The following is a 14980-nucleotide window of genomic DNA, read 5'->3' as shown; positions in this document are numbered from 1 at the left end:
CCCAAGACCAGCGCTGTTCGCTTTTTGCCGGCATCTGGTATGCTTGGCGCCACCGAGATCTCGTTGTGAGTTGTGGGTTATCCCGGAAGAGCGTCATGCCATCACTATCTGCCTACGTCACGCTACCCGTCACCGCCCTTCGCCCCGGCATGTTCGTGGTCGATATCGTCCGCCAGTCGGGCTCGAAAGAGATTGCCAGCTGCGGTTATGTGCGCAGCGATGCCCAGATCCGCGCACTGGCCCAGCAGGGGGTGCAGGAGGTTCGCATCGATCCCAGCCGCACCCAGACCCTCTCCCCGAATGTCACGCTCACCTCCGCTGCCGCAGAGGAGCCGCAACGGGGTGAAGGGGGAACGCTGCGCATCCGTCGCCTCTATCAAGAGGCCCGCACCCTGCAAGTCAAGCTGCTGAGCCAGCTAAAGCAGGGTGAGAGCATTGATGTGGCGCCGCTGGCCAGGGTGGCCGAGGAGATGGTCGACACCATGTTCACCCATGGGGATGCCATGCTCTGCCTGGCCCGGATCCGGGCCAAGGATGCCTACCTGATGGAGCACTCGATGAACGTGGCGATCCTGCTGGCCAGCTTCGGTCGCCATCTCGGGCTCGAGCGCGACATCCTCAAACAGTTGACCCTCGGCGGCTTGCTGCACGATGTGGGCAAGATCATGACCCCCAACCACATCCTCAACAAACCGGGCAAACTGACCGATGCGGAGTTCGCCATCATGCGCGAACACGTGGTGCACAGCCGAGAGATCCTGAGCCAGACCGCTGGCATCACCCCCGTCATGCTGGAAGTGGCCGCCAACCACCACGAGCGGCTGGATGGCTCCGGTTATCCGTTGCGCCTGCACGGTGAGCAGCTCTCCCTCTACAGCCGGATGAGCGCCATCGTCGACGTCTACGATGCGGTGACGGCCGATCGGGTCTACAAGCAGGGGATGGAGCCAACCCAAGCATTTCGCATTCTGCTCAAGGGCGCCGGCAGCCACTTCGATGCCGAGCTGGTGCATCGCTTCATCAAGTGTCTGGGGGTCTATCCGGTAGGCTCGCTGGTACGCCTATCCAACCAGCGTCTTGCCATCGTGATGGAACGTAACGAGCGCGAGCCACTCAAGCCCAGGGTCAAGGTGATCTACCATGCCGCCGCCCGCCACTATCTTGACGTGAAGATGCTCGATCTCGCCCGCCCCGGCGTCACCGAGACCATAGAGGGCGTGGCCGAGCCACGCGACTACGGCATCCAGCTCGAGCGCTTTATCGCCTGATTCAGCGCTCGGCCGCCGGGCCATGCACTAACCAGTGCTGCAACAAAAACTCCTCATCCAGCGGCGAGAGGCAAAAGCGCAAGCTCGCCTCCTCGATGGCCCGACTGTCGTAGCGGTGCTGTTCGCTCAGCCAACGGATCGCCCGGCGCAGCGCTTCCCCATGGGGAAGCAATGTACACTCACTCATGACGGCCTCCTTTGCCATCCCGCTCACCCCAAGTCTAGTCTCCCTCTCATTGCGGGCTGACACCGCTCACCCCGACTGCGCATAACAGACCGCCGCTTAGAAAAACCGTGACGATGCAGGGCAAGCACGCATCAGGCGCACGTCGTCATGCTCGCCCCTGTGTCGTTCACAGTTGGATGAAAAAACAAAATGAATCAATTAGTTGGAATATAGTGGTAGCACAAGAGACTGGAGGGCTTACTCCAACAGCACACGGCTTTCGTTCCCGCATGCAGGGCCGCCAACCTCGCCGAACGAGCCATGAAAGCGACCGGGCTCAGGACGGATTGATCCGAAATCAAGCGACCCAGGGAGTGAGTGACGGGCCCCTGACGGCCCAAAAAGCCAATCGCCTCCCAACAAGCTAACGGATCAGGTGCTGAGCTGCTCTCAGTGGCTGGCGCGCACAGCGGCCACCGTCTGACGCCACCACACGAGCACGATGGCGCAAGAGAGGCGCGAGAAGCACCACCGGACTGGTGACGCGCAAGAGTGAAAAAGAGGCAAGCCGCAAAGGCCGGGAGGTCATCGCGGTTCGCTGGCACAGGCGGTAATGGCCCCCTATGTCCGCCAAGACTCATGGCACACTTAGTGGGCATTCCTTCAAATTACAGATACAAAAAAGCCCAACCGAATCAATCAGTTGGGCTATATAGATGGCGGAGGAGGTGGGATTTGAACCCACGGATGGTCGCCCATCGACGGTTTTCAAGACCGTTGCATTAAGCCGCTCTGCCACCCCTCCGCAGCAGTGGTCGGCATAGTAACCGGGCGAGCGGCGCTTGTAAATCCCTGCAAATCTTGTTTGCCGATAAAATCAGCAACTTATACGAACGCTCCTGTTCTGGATGGTTTTTACTTTCCCACCCTTGACTTGTGCAGCTCGCGCCCCACTATAGAGCAACTTCATCCAAAGGCGACGAATCTCATGCGTATCAAATCCGCCCTGATGGGGGCCGTAGCGGCCGCCCTGATGCTTGGCCAGCCGCTGCAGGCCGCAGAAATGACCCAGTCCGATGTCGAGCAGATCGTGCGCGACTATCTCCTGAAAAATCCCGAGATCTTGGTCGAGATGTCCAATAACCTGCGCGCCAAGCAAGAGAGCATGCAGGCTGAGAATGACAAGGACCTCATCAAGAGCCATGCCAAGCAGCTCTACAACAATCAAGATCCGGAAATTGGTAATCCCAAAGGCTCACTGACCATCGTCGAGTTCTTCGATTACAACTGCGGCTACTGCAAGCGGGCCCACCCGCTGGTGGCCGAGCTGCTCAAAGAAGACAAAGACATTCGCTACATCTATAAGCAGTTCCCTATCCTGAGCGAAACCTCCTATCAGGCAGCCCGCGTCGCACTGGCGGTGCAACTGACCCAGCCCGCCAAGTATCAGGCCTTCCATGACAAGCTGGCCGGACATCGCGGCGCGCTGAGCGAGCAATCGCAGATTGAGGCGCTGGCCAAAGAGGCCGGGATTGACTGGGCACAGATCACCAAGAGCCTGAAGGATCCCCGCATCGACCAGAACATCTCCACCAACCGCGCCCTGGCCGAAGCACTCAACATCAGTGGCACGCCGGCCTTCATCGTGGGCGATCAGGTGCTGCGCGGTGCCCCGCGCGATCTGGCCAGCCTGAAGACCTTCATCCAGGATGTCAGGGACGGCAAGGGCTCCTGAGCCTCCCATCCCCCCCTCTCCGGTCGGCCTCATGCCGACCGGATTCGTTTGGGGTTAAATTTACGTTTTGCTGTTGGCTTGATCGCGCTGTGAGGTGCACCATTGCACGCTTTGCACTTCTTGGTGCTGGTGTCGGTCAAGGCAAACAGTTAGTCTAACGACGTTGTTGCTATTTGTGAGGTACTGATGAAAACCATTGTGCGTTTTAGCCTGCTGGGCGCATTGATGCTGGGCAGCTACGCCTTTGCCGACGAGCCGAAGAAGTTTGATATCAGCATGTTCCCGGCCGCGGAGCCAAATCAGGAGCGGGTCGTTATTCGCCTGCCGGAAGTGGAAAACGAGGCCGACATGATGGTCGAGCTGCAAATCGGCAAAATGATGCTGGTCGACTGCAATGTGCCCCGCTTCTCCGGTAATCTGGAACAGCACAGCGTCAAAGGCTGGGGTTACAACTACCTCACTCTGGGACAGGTCTCTGACCCCATCTCCACCCTGATGGCCTGCCCCGATCTCCAGAAAAAAGAGAGTTTCGTGCAAGTCTACGGCCAGGGCTTCTTCGTCAACTACAGCGCCCGTATGCCGATCATCATCTACATCCCGCAGGACTATGAAGTCCGTTACCGCCTGTGGCGCGCCGACAAGCAGGCCCAGCCTGCACTGGTCGAGTAACCCCCTTCAACGTAACAAGGCCAGGCAATTGCCTGGCCTTGTTATTTCTACTCGCTTCGCCCTTCTTGCCATCATCCGACGCGATGACCCTACGCTCGTGAGCCATCCCCTCCTGACGGAAAGAAGGCCAAGCTTAGTCTGACCTTCTTTGCTCCCCTTATGAGGCCCGGCAGGGCTTGAACATATCGAGCCGGGGCTGATAGGCAGAGGTGGCCACGTCCATCACCCCGAGCAGGGAGTGAAACAGATTGTCCTGGGAATACTCCCCCTCGCTGGCAGCCTGGCTCAGACAACCCTCGTCGATCCCCTTGCTGCGGCTCAACTCGGGCGAGAGCCACATCAGCATGGGCACGTGGGTCTGCTCCTGCGGCGCCAGCGCATAGGGGGTGCCGTGCAGATAGAGCCCCTTCTCCCCCAGTGACTCACCGTGATCCGACAGATAGATGAGTCCCACCCGATACTTAGATTCCAGCCCCTTGAGCCGCTCGATCATCTGGCTGAGGAGCCAGTCGGTATAGCGGATGGTGTTGTCATAGGTGTTGACCAGCGCCTCCTGACTGCAATTTTCGATGTCGCTGCGCGGGCAGTCAGGGGTAAAGGCTCGTAGCTCATCCGGGTAGCGTTTGAAATAGGTCGGGCCATGGCTACCCATCAGGTGGAAGGCCACCAGGCGGTTGCCGTGCATGCTCTCTATCTCTCTGTCCAACCCTTGCAGCAGCACCTCGTCGAGGCAGACATCGTCACGACACAAGGTCGGGTACTCCTTGGGCGACATGGTGATGGTCGGCACCCGATCGCATACCCCCTTGCAGCCGCCGTCGTTCTCCTTCCACAGCACAGAGACACCGGCGCGGGCCAACACATCGAGCACCCCGTCCTGATTGTGGGCCTTCTCGTCGTCGTAGCCGGCTCGGGTCAGATTGGAGAACATGCAGGGCACCGACACGGCGGTGGCGGTGCCGCACGACTGCACCTTGGCAAACGAGATCACCTTCTCGGTGCGGGTGAAGGGGTTGGTGTCACGTCCATAACCGTTGAGGGCGTAGTTCTGGGCGCGCGCCGTCTCCCCCACCACCAGAAACAGCAGGGTCGGCTTGTCACCGTGGGCACTGCCTACCTGACGGGCATCAGTACCAATCTCACGGTAGGGCTCGGGGGTACGCAGGTAGCGATCGCGAAAGATGCGCCAGCCCGCATGCACATAGCTCGATGGCACCAGTTGATGGGTCAGCACCTTGTTGTTGCGCCCGACCGAGGCGTAGTCCTGGTAATAGAGGCCGGCGATGGCGCCAAGCAGCAGCAGCGAGACCGCCATGGCCCCCAGGCGCTGACTGCTCCCCTTCCACCAGCGCGGGTACTCGATCCGGGTCAGCAGCACCAGCAGGGCAGGCAGGATCCCGGTGATAAGGAACCAGCCGAAGCTGGAGAGGCTGAGATAGGACTCGGCCTCGGCAGGGCTTGTCTCCACCACGTTGCGCACCATGTCGGCATCAAACACCACACCGTACTTGAGCATGCCATAGCTGGCCAACGAGCCAGTGAGCAGCATCATCACAAAGAAGGGCTTTTGCACGAAGCGCAGCGAGAAGGGCAAAAAAACCAGATTGAGCGCGGCGATGAGCAGCAGCGGAATGGAGATGATAAACCCCACTTTGACGTGCTCAAGCCCCTCCAAAATGGTAATCAGGTGCAGTAGCACGGGCCAGTTCAGGATCAGGGCGAAGTAGAGCACCAATAACAGGTGCAGACGCAGCATGGGCAGACGAAACGGCATGGGTGAGGGCTCCCCGGACAGAGTGAACATGGGGGGTACGATGCCGACGCTGACTTAAGACTCCCTTAAGTGGGGAATTGAATTTACAAAAAAGGCCACCGTAAGGTGGCCTGCTTCACATGATTCGGACTTAGACGCCGGCCTTGGCCAGGGCGGCAGAGACAATCTCCTGCGCCTCTTTCTGGATCAGATCGAGGTGCGCATCGCCCTTGAAGCTCTCCATGTAGATCTTGTAGATAGACTCAGTGCCGGAGGGACGCGCCGCGAACCAGCCGTTCTCGGTCACCACCTTGAGGCCACCGATGGCGGCGCCATTGCCGGGGGCGGCGGTCAGCTTGGCGAGGATCGGCTCACCGGCCAGGCTCGAGGCCTCGACCAGGCTCGGATCGAGCTTGGCGAGCACCGCCTTTTGCGCCGTGTTGGCCGGCGCGTCGATACGGCGATAGCTGGAGCGACCGAAGCGCGCCTCGAGGGCGTCGTAGTGCTGCTGCGGATCCTTGCCGGTGACGGCCAAGATCTCGGCGGCCAGCAGCGCCAGGATGAAGCCATCCTTGTCGGTGGTCCAGACGCTGCCGTCTTTACGCAAGAAGGAGGCGCCAGCGCTCTCTTCCCCGCCAAAACCGAACTCGCCGCTGTAGAGGCCATCGACAAACCACTTGAAGCCGACCGGCACCTCTTTGAGGGGGCGGTCGATGTCGGCGGCGACCCGGTCGATCATGGAAGAGGAGACCAGGGTCTTGCCCACCGCTGCCGCTGCCGGCCAGCCGGCACGGTGGGTGAACAGATACTGGATGGCCACCGCCAGATAGTGGTTCGGGTTCATCAGGCCAGACTTGGTCACAATGCCGTGACGGTCGTAGTCAGGATCGTTGCCAAGGGCGATGTCGAACTTGTCCTTGAGCGCGATGAGGCTGGCCATGGCGTACGGGCTGGAGCAGTCCATCCGGATCTTGCCGTCTTTATCGAGCGTCATGAAGGAGAAGGTCGGATCGACGCGGTAGTTGACCACCTCGATGTCGAGGTCATAGGTCTTGGCGATCACGTCCCAGTAAGCCACACCGGAGCCCCCGAGGGGATCGACACCGATCTTGATGCCGGCCTGTTTAATGGCATCGACATCGATGACCTGCTTGAGATCGTTGACATAAGGGGTGACATAGTCGTGCTCGACCACGTTGGCCAGCGTCAGCGCCTCGGCAAACGGCACCCGCTTCACGTCGCGCAAACCCGCTTCGAGAATCGCATTGGCACGATTTTCCACCCAGGAGGTGATCTCACCTTCGGCCGGGCCACCGTGGGGTGGGTTGTACTTAAAGCCGCCATCGCGTGGCGGGTTGTGGGACGGAGTGATCACCACCCCATCCGCCTGTTCAGCCGGCTTGGCCGCGTTGTAGGCCAGGATGGCATGGGAGATAACCGGGGTCGGGGTGTAGCCGAGCCCCGCCTGGATACGCACTTCGATGCCGTTGGCCGCCAGCACCTCGACGGCGCTGGCCAATGCGGCCTCGGAGAGGGCGTGGGTATCCATACCGACGAACAGGGGGCCACGAATGCCGGCCTGCTGGCGATACTCCACCAGTGCTTGGGTCACTGCCAAGATGTGGGATTCGGTGAAGGCGCTGTCAAAGGCGCTACCACGGTGCCCCGAGGTACCAAAAGCCACCCGCTGCTCGGGGCGGCTCATGTCTGGTTTATTCAGGTAATAGGCGCTGACCAGACGGGGGATGTTAGTCAGGTCTTCGGCGCGGGCCGGTTGTCCGGCGTGAGGATGCTGGGCCATGTCTCTTTCCTTGCAAACGATGAATCAGATAGCGGCACACACCCGGGCCACCAGCGCCTCGTCGTAACCCATGCTGCTCATCAGCTGGGCCACAATATTTTGCTTGCGGCTGGTGTTGGTGTTGGTAATCACCCAGAAGGGGGTGCCAGGAACCGGCTTGGGCTTGGTGGTGCTGCCACTGGCGCGCAGGGCATCGGGATCGCGGGAAAAGTACATCCGCTTGCGTCCCTTGATTTCAGTGGCCTGGGTAAAGGCGGCCGCATCCTCCTGATAGAGGGTGCCGAGCACCAGCATGAAGCGCTGGATGGAGCGCTCCTCCTGGGCCAGCTCACCGCTTTCGAGCAGGGCAACTATCCCTTCCTGCTGGACGCGCGGCGCCACCTTCTCAGGTGCCGTGGCCGGGCCGGGAGCGGTCACCGGAGCAGACTGACCCAGCAGACGGCGCAGGATATCCGAGGCGCTCTCGCCGATATGGCGGGTCTGGCTGGCAATGTAGAGATAGAGATCGTCATCAAGCTCGATGGTTTTCATAGGGCAGGCACTGGGCTCGTCGATACATGGATGCGGCGATTATACATAGCCTCACCCGGTGGCCCAAGCCAGGACACCGGATGAGAGTCCAGAACAGGGGCAGGATAAGGCATAATGGCATCCAGGTTCTGTGATCCCTCGCACTGAACGCCAAGGTGATGGAAAATTACCACAAAAAAAACAGTACCACTTTTAGCTGAAACTGTTTTCTTTCAGTGCATTACAAGAATATCCATGACCATCATGAGCGCGAAATAGGACGGTAATTTTGCAACTTAATTACAAACGCCAAGGCCAGGGTAAACCGGTGGTGCTGATCCACGGTTTGTTTGGCAGCCTCGATAATCTGGGCCTGCTGGCCCGCCCGTTAAGCGAACAGTGTGATGTCATCAGCATCGACGTGCGCAACCACGGAGCCTCGTTTCATGCCGATGAGATGAGCTATCCAGTGATGGCCGCCGATCTGCTGGCCCTGCTCGACACGCTGGCACTCCCCTGCGTCACACTGATTGGCCACTCCATGGGCGGCAAAATTGCCATGCAGCTCGCCAAACAGGCGCCCGAGCGGGTTGAGCGACTGGTGGTGGTAGACATAGCGCCAGTCGCCTACCCCCACGCCCGTCACCGCAATGTCTTTGCCGGCTTGCAGGCCGTGCAGGCCGCCGCGCCGCAGAGCCGCAGCGAGGCCGACCTGATCCTGGCCGAGCATGTGCGCGAGCCCGGAGTGCGCCAATTTTTGCTCAAGTCATTTACCAAGGGAGAGCACGGCTGGGGCTGGCGTTTCAATGTGTCTGCGCTCATCGCCAACTACGCCAACATCATGGGCTGGCCCGATCCTGACTCGCGCTACGAGGGACCGACGCTGATGATCAAGGGATCAGAATCCGATTACATCCAACCCGAATATCAGGAGACGGTACAGGCTCAGTTTCCGGCTGTCAGGGCCCGGGTGGTGGCCCCGGCCGGCCACTGGCTGCATGCGGAAAAGCCGGCATTATTCAATCGCTTGGTCACCGAATTCCTGGCCGGCGGCGGTTAACAGATCAAGCGCCTATGTGCTATAGTGCGCCGGTCATAAGGAGTGTGCGCATCTCATGTTGAGCCAACACATTGATTTGATTGAAAGTATCGGTCTCAAAGCCTTTTTTGTGATCGTCTTTCTTCTGATCGGTCTCGCCATCCAGGACGTGCTCAAACGGGGGAATGTGCCCCCTTTCGGCCGCCTCATCGTCTGGTTGGTACTTTTTCTGGGATGCGCGGGTTTTGTCGCCAAGGGCCTGATCGAACTGAGCTGGGAAGGCGCAGGGATCGGCTGATAAAGAAGTGGTATGGCCAAACAGCAAACTGATCGAACCACACTGGATCTGTTCGCCAATGATAAGCGCCCCGGTCGGCCGAAAACCAACCCGCTCCCCCGTGAAGCACAGCTCAAGATCAATAAGCGCAATCAGCTCAAGCGCGATCGGGAGCGCGGTCTGAAACGGGTCGAGCTGAAGGTGGAGGCACACCTGCTGGAGCGTCTGAATCAACTGGCTGAGTGCCGCAACATGAGTCGCGCCGAACTGATCCAATCTATCCTGAAGCAACAGCTGGACGAACTGGCCGCCGAGGCGAGTTCATCCCGCTGAGAAATCAACACCACATACGGGTAACGAGACACCATGGCAAGTGTAGGTCTGTTTTTTGGCAGCGATACCGGTAACACCGAAGCCGTCGCCAAGATGATCCAGAAAGAGCTGGGCAAGCAGTTGATCGAAGTGCACGACATCGCCAAGAGCAGCAAGGCCGATATCGAGAACTTCGATCTGCTGATCTTCGGCATCCCGACTTGGTACTACGGTGAATCCCAGGCCGACTGGGATGACTTCTTCCCCGAGCTCGAAGAGATCGACTTCAACGACAAGTTGGTCGCCATCTTCGGCTGCGGCGATCAGGAAGACTATGCCGAGTATTTCCTCGATGCCATGGGCACCCTGCGCGACATCGTTGAAGCGCGCGGCGCCATCATCATCGGCCACTGGCCGACCGACGGTTATGAATTCGAGGCCTCCAAGGCGCTGGTCGACGACAAGCATTTCATCGGCCTCGGTGTCGATGAGGATCGCCAGCCCGAGCTGACCGCCGAACGGGTCAAGAATTGGTGCAAACAGCTGCACGAAGAGATGTGTCTCTCCGAGCTGGAATAAATGACTAAAAGCCCCGCAAATGCGGGGCTTTCCTATGGCGTGCAGTTTCGGTTCAGGCTCATCTATTACAATAGAGCCACCTGTCCTCATATGTGTATGTGATTGATAAGCCTACCGGGTATTACGATGAAGATTCTGCTGGTCGAAGATGATAAGTTGCTCAACCACCACCTCACTACGGTACTGACCGAGGCGGGAAACCAAGTTCACAGCGCCCACCAAGCCGAACTGGCACAACACTACGCGCATGAGTATCCCATCGATGTGGGTATTATCGATCTCGGGTTACCGGATATGGATGGTCTGAGTCTGATCCGAGCTCTGCGCGAACAGCATATCCCCTTCCCCATCATCATTCTCACCGCGCGTGGCAACTGGCAAGACAAGGTAGAAGGCCTGGAGGCGGGCGCCGATGACTATCTGGTCAAGCCGTTCCAAAAAGACGAGCTGCTGGCCCGCCTCAACGCCCTGATGCGCCGCAGTGCCGGCTTTATCTCGCCCAAGGTACAGGCTGGGGACTATGAACTTGATCTGTCGCGCAAGGAGCTCACGGTCAAGGGGGAAGTGGTGGTACTCACCAGCTTCGAATACCTCATTCTCGAATACCTGATGCGCAGTGCCCGCCAAGTGGTCTCCAAGCAGCAACTGCTCGATCAGCTTTATGGTGACGGTGAAGGCGATCCCAACACCATTGAGGTGATGGTGAGCCGCCTGCGTAAAAAACTTGATCCCACTGGCGATATCCAGCCCATCTCCACCATCCGTCGCCAAGGCTATATCTTCAATTTACAGTGCAGCTAATGCGCAAATCACTTCATCTAAAATTGATGCTCAGCTCCATGGTGGTGATAGGTTTTGTCACCGCCGTGGCAGTGTATGCCCTCTACCAGACCCATGCTGAGGAACGTGCCCGCGACTACAGCGCCCGCATGAACCAAAACCTCTCCCGGCTGCTCTCTTCCAATCGCCCACCAGAGCTGGTCAAGGATGAGAAGGAGATGTCGCTTATCAACGGTAACTCGATGGATCCCAGCCTCGATACCATGATCTGTCGCTCCGACGGGGAGCTGCGCTGGTCCAACTTGCATCTACCCGAAGTCATCGCGCTCAAAGAGACGCTCTGCAACGATCTGGTGAACTATCTCAAGCGCCAGGATCGCGACTACTTCTTCAAGTATCTCGAGGTCAAAGAGGGCGAGTACTTCATCTACAGCATCCGCTTCACCCGCAAGGAAGAGGGGCGCCCCGTCACCTACTACGTGGTGATGATTGATTCCGCCAAGCAATACCTTGAAGACCTGCACATCTACCTGATGCAGAAAATTCGCCAATCCTCCGCCGCCTATCTGCTGCTGATTGGCGTGATGCTGCTCAGCACGCGCTGGACCCTGCGTTCACTCTATAAGCTGCGCCGTGAAATCGACCAGATCCGGGCAGGTAAGCGCGAGTCGCTCTCCAGCGGTTATGAGCGTGAATTGACCCCACTCACCGAGTCGGTCAACCAGCTGCTGGAAAACGAGCGCCAACAGACTCTGCGCTATCAGCATGCCCTCAACGATCTGGCCCACAGCCTGAAAACCCGCCTCGCCCTGATCCAAATCACGGCGCAGGATGCGGGGCTAGGTAAGGAGGCGAGCAGCAACCTCAACGAACAGGTGCTGACCATGGATCAGATCATCCAGTATCAGCTGCGCCGTGCCGTAGCCGGTCGTCAGGGGTTACGTCAGCGTGGGGTCGAGCCGATCCCGCTCATTGAAAAACTCCTGGCCAGTCTGGCCAAGGTCTATCAGCACAAGCGGCTGCAAACCCGCTTCCTGTTTGACGATGATGTCCTGTTCAATGGCGATCAGGGCGATCTGATGGAGCTGATGGGTAACCTGCTCGACAATGCCTGCAAGTTTGCCATCTCCCAGGTGCAAGTGACGCTACGTCGCCACGGTGAGCGGATCCGCATCACCATTGAGGATGATGGGCCGGGCGTCGAGCCCAAGAAGCTTGATCGCATCTTCCAGCGCGGCGTTCGTGCCGACAGCTCGGGTGGACAGGGTATCGGCCTTGCCGTCGTTTCTGAGATCGTTGACTCCTACGGTGGCAGCATCGCCATCTCCGAGTCAGCACTGGGCGGAGCCTGCTTTACGCTGGAACTGCCCTGAGTCTGTTGCAGATAAACTAAAAAAAGCGCCCCGATGGGCGCTTTTTTATTAGCCCGGCTCAGGGCCAAAGGGTCGTCGGCACCACCATCAATGCGGTGCGCTGCCCCAGCGCCACCTTGGCATTGGGAAAGACCACCGCCTCACGCTCAGCCTCTACCAGGTGGCGCGTCGCCCCATCCTCGGCCAGCACAAAGCCACGGGGAAACTCGGTGAAATTTTCGACATCGTCGGCAAACAGGAAGCGAAACGCCTCGCTCTGTTTGTTGATGACACGGGCAATGCGAAAGAAAAGGAAATCGTCGGCCCGCCACGGCTCGAGCGGTACCGCATCCCCGGTGATCAGCGCCTCAAGGGCGCCGCGTACCTCGATGAAACGGGTCATGTCATTCTCACCGAAGGGGCGCACCTTACCGAGTTCAACGGTAAAGCCGTGAGCCGCGAACTGCTCGCTGCTGAAGTAGCTGAACGTGGTGGTGGGGCTCTCGGAGAGCAAAAAGGTGCGCACACCGCAGGCCCCGAGAAAACGCACCTGCTCTTGGCTGTAGTCTCGCCCCTCCCCCAGCCGGGGATAGACGGCAAACTTCTCATGGCGCGAGCCACGGATGGCGGTGTGCAGATCGTAGTGACAGCGCTCGCAGCCGCCCCCCGCAAAGAAGCGGGCCACATACTGCTCGAGCCGCTTAGCCCGCATCCGCTCCCGATTGCACAGGCCCGGCCCACGACTGTGGGCGCCACTGAACAGGCGGTTCATGTTCTCCTCCACCTCGCGCACGCCGAGATTCATGGCGGCCAGATTCCCGAAGATGAAGAGGGTACGCTGGCGGGCCTGCCGCTCACCCGACAGCAGACGGGTCAGCAACTGGTTACAGATCTCGATGGGGGCGGTCTCGTTGCCGTGAACCCCGCAAGAGAGGATCACCGCCTTGGCGCCGGGAGCCTGCGGCTCGATACAGAGCACGCCGGTATCCCACACCTCGGCGCGATCACCGCCGGGCAAGGAGAAGCTGAAAGGCTCGAGCTGCCACTCGTTGGCGCGGCTCAGGGCGAGAAAGTCGTGCTCAGGAATCATGCTAACCTCACAGTTCGCAACGATGCCCGATTATAGGTGCGGCGCCTTTAGCATCACAACTTATTCAACATTTTCAAACAGTAAAGTAACCGAATGGCAGGCAGGGAGAGGGAAAACAGGAAAGAGAGGAGGAAGGGCGGGGCATCCATGCCCTTGCATTCAACCGCGCCAGAACGGCTTGACGGTCTCCTGATAGCGATCGGCTTCGGTCAGGCCGATGTCACGCAGCAGGTAGGCCGGCATTTCAGCCAACTGGCGGCGACTGCGGCTGCGCTCCATCCAGGTCAACAGGGTGTGCTTGAGACGGGCCAGCATGGACACTTCGCCCTTATGCTCATAGCCGACGTCGGCGTAAGTGATGTTTGCCATGATGAGGCTCCTTTGAATTATGTTGCGCAAAGTCTAGGAGAGCCCCGAAGCCGTCTCAATTGACGAATTTTGATACAAATCATTAGTAAAAGTAATGGTTGTTTTGCCCAACACTTGAATACTAATTTATTTATTTTCAATGAGTTATATCTAGTTGATTACCACTAACAACGACCACAGTGTTTTATGCTGGTCACCCCTTGGTAAACTATGCTGCCGTGGTACGGAATTATGCATGAAGGGCGACAGGGCTTCCCCGTCATCTCGACATCGATTACCGTGTATGTTTCTGATTTGATGACAAATTGATCGCTTTGGTAACAATCGGAGAGCCTGTGATCCTGACCGAGACCTTCACCCCCATCGCCCGCCTGCGCGCCCTGATGAATGAGTTGGAGTACTCGTTAACCGAGCTCGGCACCCTGCTGCGCCAAGCGCCACTGCGACAAGCCAGGGTGCACCCTCTGCCTGGGGTGGCACAGGGGTGTGAAGAAGATCCCATCGAGCACATTCCGGTGGGCACCTTGGAGGGGCCCGAGGCGCTCGAGGCCGCCATCCGCGCCTTCGGCGAACACACCCTGCGCCCCGGCTGCTCGGCCAAGGCCACCTTACGTCTGCCCGGCTGGCTGCATTATCCCGCCGCCAGCGCCCAGCACATCGCGCCCCGCATTGCCCACATCAACCAACTCAAGGCGCATTTTCAGGAGGAGGTGCAGCGGGCAGGCGGGCGCGATGACAAGTTCCAACTGGTGCATCAGGCTCTGCCCGGGACCATCACATTGCAGGTCTACCGCCAGCTCGCCCTCTATACCGGTGATCTGCTGGCGATCGGCTTCACCTGGGCTGACAAGCAGGCGATCCGCAAGCTGGAGAAGGGTGAGGTGTTGGCCATGCTCGAGCGCAGCCAAGGCTATGTGCCGGGGCTGATGACCAAAGAGGAGTGGCTGCAACGGGTCGAGCGGGAGATAGTGGACGTCAGGCGGCTCGGGCCCGGCGCCGAGCTGCGTATCCGCCGTCCGATCAAGACCCACCCCATGGCCAATCTGCGCTGGGGCGATCGCGCCCCGGCCAAGCAGCAGGTCAAGGCGAGCCTGCCGCTCATCATCTGCAGTGACGCCTCCCCCAAGGCCAAGCCACTGACCGACTACCCCAACCGGCCCCGTCAGCCGCGCAGCGATCGTCGCGGCGCCGAGCGGGTACTGATCGAGCGGATGCACATTTACGTGCGTGACGAGCCATCCGCCACCTAAGCAAAGGGCCCCGTCGGGGCCCTTTTCACA

Annotated in this window: 16 protein-coding genes and 1 tRNA gene; 10 read left to right on the top strand and 7 right to left on the bottom strand. The window is 59.2% G+C overall.

All coding sequences use genetic code 11. The features are described from left to right. Nucleotides 1-95 precede the first annotated feature (95 nt). Nucleotides 96-1268, top strand: a complete 1173-nt coding sequence (locus FE240_RS05595; RefSeq protein WP_193003709.1) for an HD-GYP domain-containing protein — start codon at nucleotides 96-98, stop codon at nucleotides 1266-1268. A 1-nt stretch (nucleotide 1269) separates the two neighbouring features. Here FE240_RS05595 and FE240_RS05590 read toward each other — a convergent pair whose 3' ends face one another. Next, nucleotides 1270-1455, bottom strand: a complete 186-nt coding sequence (locus tag FE240_RS05590) for a hypothetical protein (RefSeq protein ID WP_193003708.1) — start codon at nucleotides 1453-1455, stop codon at nucleotides 1270-1272. Between the two features lie 696 nt (nucleotides 1456-2151). Further along, nucleotides 2152-2239, bottom strand: a tRNA-Ser gene (locus FE240_RS05585). A gap of 183 nt (nucleotides 2240-2422) precedes the next feature. Between FE240_RS05585 and FE240_RS05580 the strand changes: the two genes are divergently transcribed. Next, the gene (locus FE240_RS05580) at nucleotides 2423-3169 is read left to right on the top strand and encodes a DsbA family protein (RefSeq protein ID WP_193003707.1); all 747 of its coding nucleotides are present in this window, start codon (nucleotides 2423-2425) and stop codon (nucleotides 3167-3169) included. Between the two features lie 186 nt (nucleotides 3170-3355). Continuing rightward, on the top strand, nucleotides 3356-3838 hold the full coding sequence (eco, locus tag FE240_RS05575; protein WP_193003706.1) for a serine protease inhibitor ecotin: 483 nt from the start codon (nucleotides 3356-3358) through the stop codon (nucleotides 3836-3838). Nucleotides 3839-3995: 157 nt separating this feature from the next. Here the strand turns inward: eco and FE240_RS05570 are convergent, their stop codons facing one another. From FE240_RS05570 to seqA, 3 genes are all read right to left on the bottom strand, one after another. Continuing rightward, nucleotides 3996-5612, bottom strand: a complete 1617-nt coding sequence (locus FE240_RS05570) for a phosphoethanolamine transferase (protein ID WP_193004460.1) — start codon at nucleotides 5610-5612, stop codon at nucleotides 3996-3998. 130 nt (nucleotides 5613-5742) lie between these two features. Next, complete coding sequence (gene pgm, locus FE240_RS05565; RefSeq protein ID WP_193003705.1) at nucleotides 5743-7392, bottom strand: phosphoglucomutase (alpha-D-glucose-1,6-bisphosphate-dependent); 1650 nt, start codon at nucleotides 7390-7392, stop codon at nucleotides 5743-5745. Nucleotides 7393-7416: 24 nt separating this feature from the next. After that, nucleotides 7417-7923 carry a replication initiation negative regulator SeqA gene (seqA, locus tag FE240_RS05560; protein WP_193003704.1) on the bottom strand — a complete coding sequence of 169 codons (507 nt, stop codon included), beginning with the start codon at nucleotides 7921-7923 and terminating at the stop codon, nucleotides 7417-7419. Between the two features lie 268 nt (nucleotides 7924-8191). Between seqA and FE240_RS05555 the strand changes: the two genes are divergently transcribed. The 6 genes from FE240_RS05555 (at nucleotide 8192) to FE240_RS05530 (ending at nucleotide 12262) form a co-directional block, all read left to right on the top strand. Then, nucleotides 8192-8962 carry an alpha/beta fold hydrolase gene (locus tag FE240_RS05555; RefSeq protein WP_193003703.1) on the top strand — a complete coding sequence of 257 codons (771 nt, stop codon included), beginning with the start codon at nucleotides 8192-8194 and terminating at the stop codon, nucleotides 8960-8962. A 55-nt stretch (nucleotides 8963-9017) separates the two neighbouring features. Then, entirely contained in the window at nucleotides 9018-9239 is a 222-nt protein-coding gene (locus FE240_RS05550) for a DUF2788 domain-containing protein (RefSeq protein WP_193003702.1), read from the top strand. A gap of 12 nt (nucleotides 9240-9251) precedes the next feature. Next, nucleotides 9252-9551 (top strand): LexA regulated protein, encoded by a 300-nt coding sequence (ybfE, locus tag FE240_RS05545; RefSeq protein WP_193003701.1) that lies wholly within the window; start codon nucleotides 9252-9254, stop codon nucleotides 9549-9551. 33 nt (nucleotides 9552-9584) lie between these two features. Then, nucleotides 9585-10109 carry a flavodoxin FldA gene (gene fldA, locus FE240_RS05540; protein WP_042047511.1) on the top strand — a complete coding sequence of 175 codons (525 nt, stop codon included), beginning with the start codon at nucleotides 9585-9587 and terminating at the stop codon, nucleotides 10107-10109. A 126-nt stretch (nucleotides 10110-10235) separates the two neighbouring features. Then, on the top strand, nucleotides 10236-10910 hold the full coding sequence (locus FE240_RS05535) for a response regulator (RefSeq protein WP_193003700.1): 675 nt from the start codon (nucleotides 10236-10238) through the stop codon (nucleotides 10908-10910). Next, a complete protein-coding gene (locus FE240_RS05530; protein WP_193003699.1) occupies nucleotides 10910-12262 on the top strand; it encodes an ATP-binding protein in 1353 nt (450 codons plus the stop codon). Before FE240_RS05535 ends, FE240_RS05530 begins: the two co-directional genes overlap by 1 nt. A 58-nt stretch (nucleotides 12263-12320) precedes the next feature. Here FE240_RS05530 and astE read toward each other — a convergent pair whose 3' ends face one another. After that, nucleotides 12321-13331, bottom strand: a complete 1011-nt coding sequence (gene astE, locus FE240_RS05525) for a succinylglutamate desuccinylase (RefSeq protein WP_193003698.1) — start codon at nucleotides 13329-13331, stop codon at nucleotides 12321-12323. A 159-nt stretch (nucleotides 13332-13490) separates the two neighbouring features. Continuing rightward, nucleotides 13491-13700, bottom strand: coding sequence for a DUF1127 domain-containing protein (locus tag FE240_RS05520; RefSeq protein ID WP_042047516.1), 210 nt, complete (start codon nucleotides 13698-13700; stop codon nucleotides 13491-13493). Between the two features lie 383 nt (nucleotides 13701-14083). Here FE240_RS05520 and FE240_RS05515 point away from each other — a divergent pair, with 383 nt between their 5' ends. Beyond that, a complete protein-coding gene (locus FE240_RS05515) occupies nucleotides 14084-14950 on the top strand; it encodes a DNA replication terminus site-binding protein (RefSeq protein ID WP_193004459.1) in 867 nt (288 codons plus the stop codon). Nucleotides 14951-14980: the final 30 nt, after the last annotated feature.

This window comes from Aeromonas simiae (assembly GCF_014892695.1).
Classification (GTDB): Bacteria; Pseudomonadota; Gammaproteobacteria; order Enterobacterales; family Aeromonadaceae; genus Aeromonas; species Aeromonas simiae.
Note: the sequence above shows the minus strand (reverse complement) of the source record. Positions and strands in the feature narration are given on the sequence as shown.

What these genes read in the sequence shown, in the direction of transcription:
- FE240_RS05595 (WP_193003709.1), top strand. Translation starts at nt 96, where the DNA reads ATGCCATCACTATCTGCCTACGTCACGCTACCCGTCACCGCCCTTCGC.
- FE240_RS05590 (WP_193003708.1), bottom strand. Translation starts at nt 1,455, where the DNA reads ATGAGTGAGTGTACATTGCTTCCCCATGGGGAAGCGCTGCGCCGGGCG.
- FE240_RS05580 (WP_193003707.1), top strand. Translation starts at nt 2,423, where the DNA reads ATGCGTATCAAATCCGCCCTGATGGGGGCCGTAGCGGCCGCCCTGATG.
- eco (WP_193003706.1), top strand. Translation starts at nt 3,356, where the DNA reads ATGAAAACCATTGTGCGTTTTAGCCTGCTGGGCGCATTGATGCTGGGC.
- FE240_RS05570 (WP_193004460.1), bottom strand. Translation starts at nt 5,612, where the DNA reads ATGCCGTTTCGTCTGCCCATGCTGCGTCTGCACCTGTTATTGGTGCTC.
- pgm (WP_193003705.1), bottom strand. Translation starts at nt 7,392, where the DNA reads ATGGCCCAGCATCCTCACGCCGGACAACCGGCCCGCGCCGAAGACCTG.
- seqA (WP_193003704.1), bottom strand. Translation starts at nt 7,923, where the DNA reads ATGAAAACCATCGAGCTTGATGACGATCTCTATCTCTACATTGCCAGC.
- FE240_RS05550 (WP_193003702.1), top strand. Translation starts at nt 9,018, where the DNA reads ATGTTGAGCCAACACATTGATTTGATTGAAAGTATCGGTCTCAAAGCC.
- ybfE (WP_193003701.1), top strand. Translation starts at nt 9,252, where the DNA reads ATGGCCAAACAGCAAACTGATCGAACCACACTGGATCTGTTCGCCAAT.
- fldA (WP_042047511.1), top strand. Translation starts at nt 9,585, where the DNA reads ATGGCAAGTGTAGGTCTGTTTTTTGGCAGCGATACCGGTAACACCGAA.
- FE240_RS05535 (WP_193003700.1), top strand. Translation starts at nt 10,236, where the DNA reads ATGAAGATTCTGCTGGTCGAAGATGATAAGTTGCTCAACCACCACCTC.
- FE240_RS05530 (WP_193003699.1), top strand. Translation starts at nt 10,910, where the DNA reads ATGCGCAAATCACTTCATCTAAAATTGATGCTCAGCTCCATGGTGGTG.
- astE (WP_193003698.1), bottom strand. Translation starts at nt 13,331, where the DNA reads ATGATTCCTGAGCACGACTTTCTCGCCCTGAGCCGCGCCAACGAGTGG.
- FE240_RS05520 (WP_042047516.1), bottom strand. Translation starts at nt 13,700, where the DNA reads ATGGCAAACATCACTTACGCCGACGTCGGCTATGAGCATAAGGGCGAA.
- FE240_RS05515 (WP_193004459.1), top strand. Translation starts at nt 14,084, where the DNA reads ATGAATGAGTTGGAGTACTCGTTAACCGAGCTCGGCACCCTGCTGCGC.